Annotated in this window: 11 protein-coding genes and 1 tRNA gene; 3 read left to right on the plus strand and 9 right to left on the minus strand. The window is 65.8% G+C overall.

Translation table 11 applies throughout. The features are described 5' to 3' along the window. Nucleotides 1-47: 47 nt before the first annotated feature. Nucleotides 48-1343, minus strand: coding sequence for an arylsulfotransferase family protein (locus tag NO347_RS06130; protein WP_256288749.1), 1296 nt, complete (start codon nucleotides 1341-1343; stop codon nucleotides 48-50). A gap of 83 nt (nucleotides 1344-1426) precedes the next feature. Further along, nucleotides 1427-1822 carry a VOC family protein gene (locus NO347_RS06135; RefSeq protein WP_256288750.1) on the minus strand — a complete coding sequence of 132 codons (396 nt, stop codon included), beginning with the start codon at nucleotides 1820-1822 and terminating at the stop codon, nucleotides 1427-1429. Between the two features lie 138 nt (nucleotides 1823-1960). Here NO347_RS06135 and NO347_RS06140 point away from each other — a divergent pair, with 138 nt between their 5' ends. From NO347_RS06140 to NO347_RS06150, 3 genes are all read left to right on the plus strand, one after another. Beyond that, nucleotides 1961-3103 (plus strand): metal-dependent hydrolase, encoded by a 1143-nt coding sequence (locus NO347_RS06140; protein ID WP_256288751.1) that lies wholly within the window; start codon nucleotides 1961-1963, stop codon nucleotides 3101-3103. Nucleotides 3104-3398: 295 nt separating this feature from the next. Then, complete coding sequence (locus NO347_RS06145; protein ID WP_256288752.1) at nucleotides 3399-3740, plus strand: DUF5658 family protein; 342 nt, start codon at nucleotides 3399-3401, stop codon at nucleotides 3738-3740. 154 nt (nucleotides 3741-3894) lie between these two features. After that, nucleotides 3895-4401: a phosphate-starvation-inducible PsiE family protein gene (locus NO347_RS06150; protein ID WP_256288753.1), complete on the plus strand. Its 507-nt coding sequence runs from the start codon at nucleotides 3895-3897 to the stop codon at nucleotides 4399-4401. 42 nt (nucleotides 4402-4443) lie between these two features. Here the strand turns inward: NO347_RS06150 and NO347_RS06155 are convergent, their stop codons facing one another. The 7 genes from NO347_RS06155 to NO347_RS06185 all read right to left on the minus strand — a co-directional run bounded on the left by NO347_RS06155 (nucleotide 4444) and on the right by NO347_RS06185 (nucleotide 8969). Beyond that, a complete protein-coding gene (locus NO347_RS06155; protein WP_256288754.1) occupies nucleotides 4444-5151 on the minus strand; it encodes a DICT sensory domain-containing protein in 708 nt (235 codons plus the stop codon). A gap of 2 nt (nucleotides 5152-5153) precedes the next feature. After that, nucleotides 5154-5546, minus strand: a complete 393-nt coding sequence (locus NO347_RS06160; protein WP_256288755.1) for a DUF7344 domain-containing protein — start codon at nucleotides 5544-5546, stop codon at nucleotides 5154-5156. Between the two features lie 278 nt (nucleotides 5547-5824). Beyond that, nucleotides 5825-5897: transfer RNA gene (locus tag NO347_RS06165), tRNA-Pro, on the minus strand. A gap of 89 nt (nucleotides 5898-5986) precedes the next feature. Beyond that, on the minus strand, nucleotides 5987-6391 hold the full coding sequence (locus NO347_RS06170; RefSeq protein ID WP_256288756.1) for a CHY zinc finger protein: 405 nt from the start codon (nucleotides 6389-6391) through the stop codon (nucleotides 5987-5989). A gap of 31 nt (nucleotides 6392-6422) precedes the next feature. Beyond that, nucleotides 6423-7019, minus strand: a complete 597-nt coding sequence (gene trmY / locus NO347_RS06175) for a tRNA (pseudouridine(54)-N(1))-methyltransferase TrmY (protein ID WP_256288757.1) — start codon at nucleotides 7017-7019, stop codon at nucleotides 6423-6425. 65 nt (nucleotides 7020-7084) lie between these two features. After that, the gene (locus tag NO347_RS06180) at nucleotides 7085-8077 is read right to left on the minus strand and encodes a GldG family protein (RefSeq protein ID WP_256288758.1); all 993 of its coding nucleotides are present in this window, start codon (nucleotides 8075-8077) and stop codon (nucleotides 7085-7087) included. Next, complete coding sequence (locus NO347_RS06185) at nucleotides 8064-8969, minus strand: S49 family peptidase (protein WP_256288759.1); 906 nt, start codon at nucleotides 8967-8969, stop codon at nucleotides 8064-8066. Before NO347_RS06185 ends, NO347_RS06180 begins: the two co-directional genes overlap by 14 nt. Between the last annotated feature and the right edge of the window lie 41 nt (nucleotides 8970-9010).

Consider the following 9010-nt stretch of genomic DNA (forward strand, 5'->3'; position numbering starts at 1 on the left):
GAATTGGCCGGGTCGGCGTGACCGGATCGTCTCCGTACGCTCGCTCGTCAGCCGCGGAGCCGGTCTCGAAGCACGAGTCCGCCACCGCCGAGGACACAGCCGAGCGAGACGAGCGTGATCGCGACGTGAATCTCGGTGAACCAGAAGGGCGTCTGAAGCCCGGTCTGGAAGATCATCAGGAGGAACGACAGCACCGGGACGTTGCGGCCGTCTCCGATCGTCGTCGGCTCGTCCCCGTCTGCATCGGAGTAGGACGTCGCCCCGACCGTCTCGCCCGCCGGCAGGCGTTCGGCCTCGTAGGGCACCTGCGGCGTCTCGTAACTCCAGACGGTCGCGCCCGTCCGGTTCACTTCGACGACGCGCTGATTCAGCGAGTCCGTGATCAGCGTGTTGCCGTTGGGGAGCCGATCGGCGTCCCGCGGCCAGTTGAAGTTGACGCCCTCCGCGGCGTAGATTTCCCACGCGGCCGTCCATTCGCCGTTCTCGCCGCGCGTGAGTTCGACGATGCGGTCGTTGTGGCTGTCGGCGACGAGGACGCTCCCGTTGCCCAGCCACTGCGGATTGTGCTGCTGGCGGAGGAGCGTCGGATCGCCCTGCGTGGGCTCGCCGTCGCCCTCGTTGATCACTTCGACGACGCCCTCGCCGCGTTCGACGATCACCAGTTGGTGGGCGTTGCGGACGGAGACGAGATACCGGTCCTCGGAGATGACATCGACGTCGTTGATGTGGAGCCAGTCGGTCTTCGTGGGATCAGCGGGCGCGTCGTACCGCGAACTCGCGTTCCACTGCCAGGTGATCTCGCCGTCTTTCACCGTAAAGATCCGCTCGTACTCCATATCGGTGACGAGGAACTCGCCCGAGTCGAGGCGCTCGACGTCGTGGACCTCGCTGTTCGCCCGGCTCCGGACCGGGAAGGAGTACTCGTACTGGATTTCGGGGTCGGCCCCGCTGTCGGCGTTCGGATCGATGATCCGGAAGCCGGTGTGGGTGCACGGCGACTCGTAGGGGCCGCAGTCGTCGTAGCCGCTGTCCATAAACCCGGCCATCACGCTGCCGTTCGCCAGCACCGTGACGTCGAAGTAGCTGTCAGTCTCGCCGGCCCGCCAGACGGTCTGGCGGCCGTCGAGCAGGTAGACCGAACCCTTCTCGTGGAGTCCCGGGCCGCCGCCCTGCGAGCCGACGAGCGTCTGCCGCGTCTCGCCGTCGCCGGCGGCACCGACGTTGGGCGCGAGCGCGGCACCGACGGCGAGCGAGGAGACGAAGAGGACGACGCCGACGACCGCGAGCGCGGCACCGGCGCGCTGTCCCGTGAGAGAGCTATCGGAGGGGGCCTTGGGAGGCATCGACTGCGTGTGGCAAGCACGAGCGGCGAGAAAAACCGTTCGGTGTGAAACCGCTCGGTGTGGAGACTACGCTCCCGCGTCGGCTACTCCCACTCGGCTTTCAACTCGATCTGATACCCGAACGGGTCCGTGACGTAGACGGCTGGGGCGACGCCGGTCGCGCCCAGGGGGTCCAGCCGTCGGTCGATCTCGATGCCGGCGTCGTCGAGCGTCGCTTCGATCCCGTCGATCGTCTCGTCGACGCGGATCGCGACGTGATCGTACGCGGCCTTCGTCGGTTCCTCGAACCCGTCGCTGGGCTGGAGGTGGATCACCGCGCCGGGTGCGAGCCGTACCGAGAAGAACGGCTTTGCCCCCGATTCGTACAGGTCCATCCCGTCGATACCGAAGCCGAGCGCGTCGCGGTAGAACCCGAGCGCGGTCTCGATTCGGTCTTCGGGAATGTGGAGTTTGACGTGGTCGATCGCAGTCGCGTTCACACTCTGTGTTCGGTCCTCGACGACAAAAGTCCGTGTGGCCGTGGGGACCCCTCGTCCCCCACTTATGGTCGATGTACCTGGCCGATATCGATACATCCGAAGACCTATTCCGTCCCGCGGGTAGGGCGAACCTACACGATGTTCGTCGGCCACGAGTTCCTGGCGTTCGCACTCGCTGGCTTGGGTGCCACCCGTCTCGGCGGCGACGAGCGCGCGTCCTTATGGCTCGGAGCCGTCGCCGCACTCGCGGCGTTGCTGCCGGACCTCGACGTCGTCTACGCGGTCGCGACCTACGCGGCCGCCGTCGCAGGCGGCACGCCGCTCGGCTGGGAGGCGTTCTGGGGCGTCGCCAACGGGGTCCACCGCGTCGTCACCCACCCGCTCCCTGTCGGCGTCGTCGGGACGCTGGTCTTCGGCGCGACTGTCGTTGCTGTTCGACGCGGACGCGGGACGAACTCGAATCTCGCACGGCCGACCGATTCGACCGGACCCAACGATGTCGAGCCCCCGTCTCCGATCGCTCGCCGACATAGCTCCATTCCCGCTGTCGCGGGCGTCGCCGTCGCTGTCGTCGCCGCTATCACGCTTCTCGCGACGTTTTACACCACTGACGGGGGGGCTGCGACACTCGTCGCTGCCGCTTTCCTCCTCGTCGTCGGCGTCGTCGGCGCCCTCGCGGGCCGTCGAACCACCGCTGCGTTCGCTGGCGACCGGACGTCGCTATCGTCGACGGCACTGACAGCCGCTGCCGGCGTCGGCTTCCTCACGCATCCGTTCGGCGACGTCTTCCTGGCCGCGCCGCCGCCGCTGCTCTCCCCGTTCGGACCGCCGCTTCTCACCGAGCGGATCGTCCTCGCGACCGATCCGACGCTGAATCTCCTCGGCGTTCTGTTCGCGGAGGTCGCGACCGTCTGGGCGGGCGTCGCGGTGTTTTCGCGCGTGACCGCCGATCGGCTCGGGGGGGTCCGGCTTCGGGGCGCAGTCGACGCCCGTGCCGCACTCGGCGTCGGATACGCCCCGGCCGCGTTCCTCCTCCCGCGTCCGACGATCGCGGACGCACACGTCCTCGGATTCACGATCGTCCCGCTGGCTATCGTCGTCGCGCTCTGGGCCGGCCGGTCGGCCCGCGCTCGACTGCAACGCGCCGACGCCGAGGCGACTGCGACGGCGGATCGATCAGCGCCCGCTCGCGTCGATGCGGCGTACGTCAGCGTCGTCGTCGGCCTGACGACGCTCACGCTGGCGGGTGTCGCGTACGGTGCTGCGTATCTGCTCCTCTGAGTGACGCTCCGAGCCCCGCTCCAGCGCCGACTCGGGCGGCAGTCAGGCCTAATTATGTTACTGGTACAAACATTTAGCAGTACTCAGCATAACTTTACGAACGTCTGTCACATCTCGTCGCCCTCGACTCACCGCTCGCCACTCGCCCCGCGATTCCGCCGCTACCTCCGCTTTCCCCATTTCTCCTCCGCCGCGACCAGTCAGACGGGCGCCGTCGACGCCCGGATACGAATCTGCCGAGTGCGCGGGCGCTAGGTATTGCACCGAACGATCACGATAGCCCACGGGAGCAACGATGGGAACTGACGCCGACACCTCGATCGAACTGCTGGAGTCGCTCACGCCGCTGTGGTGGCAGGGAGCGATCGTGTTCTTCCTCCTCGGTGACTCGCTGACGACGTTCGTCGGGTACCAGATGCACACGGTCGTCGAAGCGAGCCCCGTGGCCGCCTGGTTCATCAGTTCCCACGGAATGTTGCTGCTAGTCCCGGTCAAGGTGGCGGTCGTCTGTGGATTCTACGGGCTGTATCGCGCCACTCCGCGGCCACACAACATCGGCGTACCGCTGGGCCTGTGCGCACTGGGCTTCGTCGTCACGGTGTGGAACAGTGCGGTGATCGTCGCGGCCCTGCTGTAACGTGCGGGACACAGCGACTCCTTCTGCAGCGTGCTCTCCCACCGAAATAACAGTTACTTGATTGCTATCATACCCTGAAAATTATAGGGCAGCAAGGGACACTCCCGGACGTGAAGCGAGTTGCGTCTATGATTAACGGGGGCCGCCAGCGACGATGAGCAGCGACGATGACTCCGAGACCACCCGGACTGACACCGAGGACTCTCGGTTTTCGGTCGAGCGCTACTCCGTCGTACTCAACCGCTTCGTCCACGGCGTCGAGATGGTTGCCGCGACGGTGTTCGCCATCCTCTTTGCGACCGGCGTGGTCGATCTGATGCTCCAGATCGCCGACGCGGTCCGGAACGGCAATATCACGGACCCGCTCGTCGTTATCGGCTTCATCGACACGGGGCTCCTGCTCTTGATCATCGTCGAGGTGTATCAGACGGTCCTGGCGTACGTCGAAGAGAACCAGACGCGTCGGATCGTGCAACTGGTCATCTACACCGGCGTCATCGCGATGGTCCGGAAGGCCATCATCTTCCGGACCGGCGAGTACGCGACGGTGCAGGACGCCTTGATCGCCGCGGGTGCGTACGCCCTCCTCATCTTCGCGCTGGTCAGCCTGCTCTTTGCGGAGCGCGTCTACGGCGACGACACCCCGTTGATGGCTGGCTGAGCCTCTGCCTCGGGAGCTTCTCATCACTGCACGCTGCCGTGTTCACGTGCCGCGCGCTCTGAGCGCCGAAAGGATCTCCTGAACCCGTTCTGGATCGTTCGTCCAACAGCCTTGGTACCCGTCTGACTCCTCCCGTGCGAGGAGCGCGCAGGCTTGTGTGTCGTCGCCACCGCCGTCGAACGCGAGCGTCCAGTACTGGCCGAGTTCGGAATCGTCGTCGCCGTGATAGGTCACGCCGTCGATCGCCGACGGCGTCCAGTCTTCGACCCCGTGGACGTGAATGTGGAGGGCCGTCTCCCGTGCGAGGTACCGATAGGTCGCCGCCTGTGGTTCGAACGCGGACAACTGCTGAAAGCTCACGCGGAGCGTCCCGCGCCCGACGCGGAGGGCGCGATCCTCGATCTCTCGTGAGACGGCCAGGAGTTCGCTGCGCTCCATCGTCGCGAACGTCGTCTCGTCGAGTACCTCGAACAGCGCGCGATACCCCGCCGAGACGTCGCTTCGATCCCCCGGCCGGGCGATCGGCGGCTCGAGCAGTCCCTCCACGCTCTCGACCGGGAGAACGCCGGTAAATTTGCCGTCCTCTCTGATGGCGAGAAAGGGGGCTGGCCCACCGGGCGGGAGCACTCGATGCGTCACGTCGACGCCGTGGCGCGCGAACCAGGATTCGAGGTCCGTCTCGTCGGCGCCCCGGTAGACGACGAACTGCTTTCGTGGGTGTGCTGTCGCTTCGAGGATCGCATCGAGCATCGCTAGGACTGCGACGTCTCGGCCTCGATGCTCCTCGTGATCAGGTCCTCGACGGCGGCATCGACGTCCTCGGCGCGCACGACTCCGGTATCGGCGTCGTATTCTACGAGACCCAGATCTTCGAGCAGCGGGAGGTGACTGTGCACCAGTTCGAGGGCGATTCGATCGTGGTCCTCGACGGTCGCCATCGCGCCTGTCTCCGTCGTCTCCCACCCGGCGAGCACGGTCGCGAGTTCGTCGACGGTACTGTCTGAGTGCTCGATCACGAACGACAACAGGCGGCGCCGCCGCGTGGAGGCGAGCGCGCGGTAGAACTGATCGTCCGCGAGCCACGGAGTCTCGTCTGCGTCCGCTGTCTCTCCGCTTTTCGATTGCCCCTCCTGGTCGTCGGCCATAAGATTACTTTATTGTGTATTGGTACCAATAAACATTCTCACTAGCCACTTGGTAGGTGTCCTCTGCAGCGCTCGACAGCGTGCTATCGAATTGTGATCGCTACGCGTCGCTCGCCGGGAAAGATGCGGGAGAAGTGGCCCGGCGCAGATATCGAACACGGGAAGACGGTCGCTCACTGTGTTCGCGCTGCGACTTCCCTGCTCGAATCTGCTTGACGACTTCCGCCCGCGTTTCAGACTGCTCGCTTCGCTCGCAGTAGTGTGAAATGCGGGAGAAGTGGGCCGGCGCAGATTCGAACTGCGGTTACGGCCACCCGAAGGCCGAAGGATACCAAGCTACCCCACCGGCCCGCACACGAATAGTTGCCGTTCGTTCTTTTAACGCTTCCGAACCGAACGCGAATTCCCCTGTGACACCCCACCTGCACCCACCCGGGCGGTCACTGTTCGAAGTACTGGTCGCGGTGACGACGACACCCGGGATTGAACGCCGCTCCGCAGCGTGGGCACGCATCGTCGCCGTCGAGGTACGTCCGCGCCGACAGCGTCACCCCGCAGACGCCACACAGGACGGCCGGTTCGTCGAAGCGCTCCCGAGGCCACGGCTCGGGGTCGTGATCGGCAGTTTCGGCGTGACACGTGTAACACGGTGGGAACCTCTCACAGCACCCGAACCGGAGGGCGACGACGTCGACGGCGCTGTCCCAGTGAGCACACCGCGTCTCGGCGTCGACAGCGACGCCACGGAGCGGCACGCGAAAACGCTCGTCGACTGCGGGTGCTGTGGTCGTCCGTCGACCCTGCTTCTCGTCTCCTTGGCCGCGTTCCGGCCGATTTCCGTTCATCCGTTCCCCCCCGTACTCTCCGTCCATCCCGTCAGTACGTGGTGTAGCCGTCGGTGTCGAGATAGTTGTGCGCGACGGTGATCGCGTGGTCGGCGTGGAGCACCTCGGGACCGAGGCGGACGCGCTCGTCGGCCGCATCGGCCAGTAGCGACGCCTCGCGCTCGGTGAAATCGTGGTGATCCGAGAGTACGAACAGCGGATTGGTCGGCGGTTCGACGTCGGCGACGGGGTCGCCGTCCTCGTGGAGCTCGACGACCGTTGCGTCGCCGGCGACGTCTTCGAGCGTCGCCTCGAAGCCCATCTGCCGGATCGAGACGCCCGGCGTGCTCTCGGCGGGCATATGCCCGATCGCGTCCTCGCGGTGCTCCAGCGCCGTGCGAATCAGCGCCGCGGTGCTCCGCTCGTCGGGATTGAGGCGGTGCAGGTCGCTCCCCTCGAACCGCACGGTGAACTCGTCGCCGAGTACCAGGTGCACTCGCACGTCGTCGCGGATCGAGTGTGAGAGGAAGAACGCGCTGTTGACGCAGCGACAGAGGACGTCGAGCCGTCCCGCGCCGCCGGCGAGGTCGTCGAGCGAGAACCCGGGCGTCGTCGGCGCGTCGTGTCCGACGATCAGAAACTGTCGCATAGGCGTTCTCCCCGCTCGAACACCAAGAGTCGTCCGTTCTGAAAAACCGGGTCCGCGGGCCCGCCTCAGAGTGTCGGCATCGGCAGCGTCGGTCCTGTGCCGTTCTCCGACCCCGTCGACGGCGGTGTCGGCGCGTTGCCCGTCTTCTGTCCGCTCACGAGGAAGTCGGCCAGGTTGCCGATGAACGCTTCGTTGTCGGCGGTGTACGCGTCGGTCGGTGCGAGAAAGTCGGTGTCCCCGACCATTGCCACGTCACCGGACTGCACCGCGACGGCGTACGTGTCGGCGCGGCGGGTCGTCGAGAGCTTCGTCTGCTCGATCGCCGTCAGCGCGCGCTCTCCGCTGTCAGTCGAGACGGCGACCGACCCGCGGAACACGACGCGATCGACGTCCTGCGAGAGCGATCCGCTTCCGGCGGTCGCGTAGATGCTCTTGAAGTTGTGCTGGTACTCGTGCATATTGAACAGGTACCCCGAGTGTCCGGCGACGCCGAACGTCGAACTCAGGCCGGGACCGCCGCTCGATGGTTGCTGGGGCCCGACTCCGAGTCCGAGGATGCTGAGTATGGACCCGGACGAAGACGCGGGGTCCGAGAGCAACAGGACGCGGCCGCCCGCGTCGTTGAACGCGCGGACGCCGGCGAGCTGTTCGGGTGTGTACGCCTGCGTCGGGTTCGCGACCAGCAGTGCGTCCGCGCTCCGGAGCGATTCGTTCCACGCGGAGCCGCGGGCCTGCTCTTGAGTCACGAACCGGACTTCGTGGCCGTTCTCGACGAGCGTGTTCACGAGCGTCGAGAGCTTTTCGTCGGAGAACTCGTTTCCGTGTGCCTTGTCGACGAGAACCGTCTTTCCGGTGGCGTCGCTGTCCATCGTGATCTCACCGGTCTCGTCGGCGGCGGCCACGCGGGCCGCGTCGAGGTCGGCCTGCTGTTGCGCGAGGTTCGACACTTCCGGGGTGTCGCCGCCCGAGAAGATCGGAAGCACCGCTGCGCCACCGACAATGAGCGCGACGACGACGACGAACGCGACTGCGGGTCCGGTGAGGTCACGCGCTTCCATTGGCGTTCACCTCCGGATTGTAGGGGGCGATTTCGTCCACCATCAACGGCCGCGTAACGGGGACGAGTCCGTTCGTCTGCGCACTCCGTTTGTAGATCATCGTTCCGTTGTCCGTTTGTGAGGTCAGCAGGACCAGCCCCAGCGACTGCGGAGGCTCCTGTCTCGTCACGTCGTAGTTCTCTAGTCCGGCCATCTCGGCCGCGTGGTCGATCGCCGTCGGCAACGCGCCGATCTGGTCGGCGTAGCCGTTCTCTACGGCTCTCGGTCCGAGGTAGGTCTTCGCGTAGGCGACCTCCTCGCGGGAGAGCGTGATGTTGTCGCCGCGGTGTTGCATCACGCGCCCGACGAACTGTCGTTTGAGCGATTCGACGGTCTGTCGACGCTCGTCGGCCGTCGGTTGCGCCTTGTCGGGGCCGGTCCGGATGACCGACTCGGGGAGGGGGACGCTGCCGCCGGAACTGACCACACCGACACTACCGACCTCTGTCGAGGAGAGGACGAAGATCTCGTCGGCCGGGAGCATCCCGTAGTACGCGCCGGATGCGCCGACGCCCTGCACCGAGGCGACCACGGGCATCTGTTCTGCTGTTCGTAACACTTCGAGGTACAGTCGCTCGCTGGGAGCGACATAGCCGCCACCGCTATCGACCTTGAGAACGACCGCTTCGATGGAATCGTTCGTCCGTGCATTTCGGAGGTCTTCAGAAATGCCGTCCACCGTCGAGGCGGAGATGGTGCCGGAGACCGTAATCACCGACACCGTTCCCTCAGACTGCGTGGACGTCGTATAATCGTAGGCAACGGGGGCGAGTACCGAACTCACCAGGACGGCCGCGACGATGGCGACGACGAATAGCGCCTTCGCCGACGCCGCGGATGAATCTCTATTCATACTGCGTGGGAACCATATCCGAGGCTCCGTAAAGCGGTTCT

The organism is Halobellus inordinatus, from assembly GCF_024464655.1.
In the GTDB taxonomy this organism is placed as follows: Archaea; Halobacteriota; Halobacteria; order Halobacteriales; family Haloferacaceae; genus Haloquadratum; species Haloquadratum inordinatus.

Bases quoted from the DNA above. Each gene is read 5' to 3' on its own strand.
- NO347_RS06130 (WP_256288749.1), bottom strand. From the start codon at position 1,343: ATGCCTCCCAAGGCCCCCTCCGATAGCTCTCTCACGGGACAGCGCGCC.
- NO347_RS06140 (WP_256288751.1), top strand. From the start codon at position 1,961: ATGTTCGTCGGCCACGAGTTCCTGGCGTTCGCACTCGCTGGCTTGGGT.
- NO347_RS06145 (WP_256288752.1), top strand. From the start codon at position 3,399: ATGGGAACTGACGCCGACACCTCGATCGAACTGCTGGAGTCGCTCACG.
- NO347_RS06150 (WP_256288753.1), top strand. From the start codon at position 3,895: ATGAGCAGCGACGATGACTCCGAGACCACCCGGACTGACACCGAGGAC.
- NO347_RS06155 (WP_256288754.1), bottom strand. From the start codon at position 5,151: ATGCTCGATGCGATCCTCGAAGCGACAGCACACCCACGAAAGCAGTTC.
- NO347_RS06160 (WP_256288755.1), bottom strand. From the start codon at position 5,546: ATGGCCGACGACCAGGAGGGGCAATCGAAAAGCGGAGAGACAGCGGAC.
- NO347_RS06170 (WP_256288756.1), bottom strand. From the start codon at position 6,391: ATGAACGGAAATCGGCCGGAACGCGGCCAAGGAGACGAGAAGCAGGGT.
- trmY (WP_256288757.1), bottom strand. From the start codon at position 7,019: ATGCGACAGTTTCTGATCGTCGGACACGACGCGCCGACGACGCCCGGG.
- NO347_RS06180 (WP_256288758.1), bottom strand. From the start codon at position 8,077: ATGGAAGCGCGTGACCTCACCGGACCCGCAGTCGCGTTCGTCGTCGTC.
- NO347_RS06185 (WP_256288759.1), bottom strand. From the start codon at position 8,969: ATGAATAGAGATTCATCCGCGGCGTCGGCGAAGGCGCTATTCGTCGTC.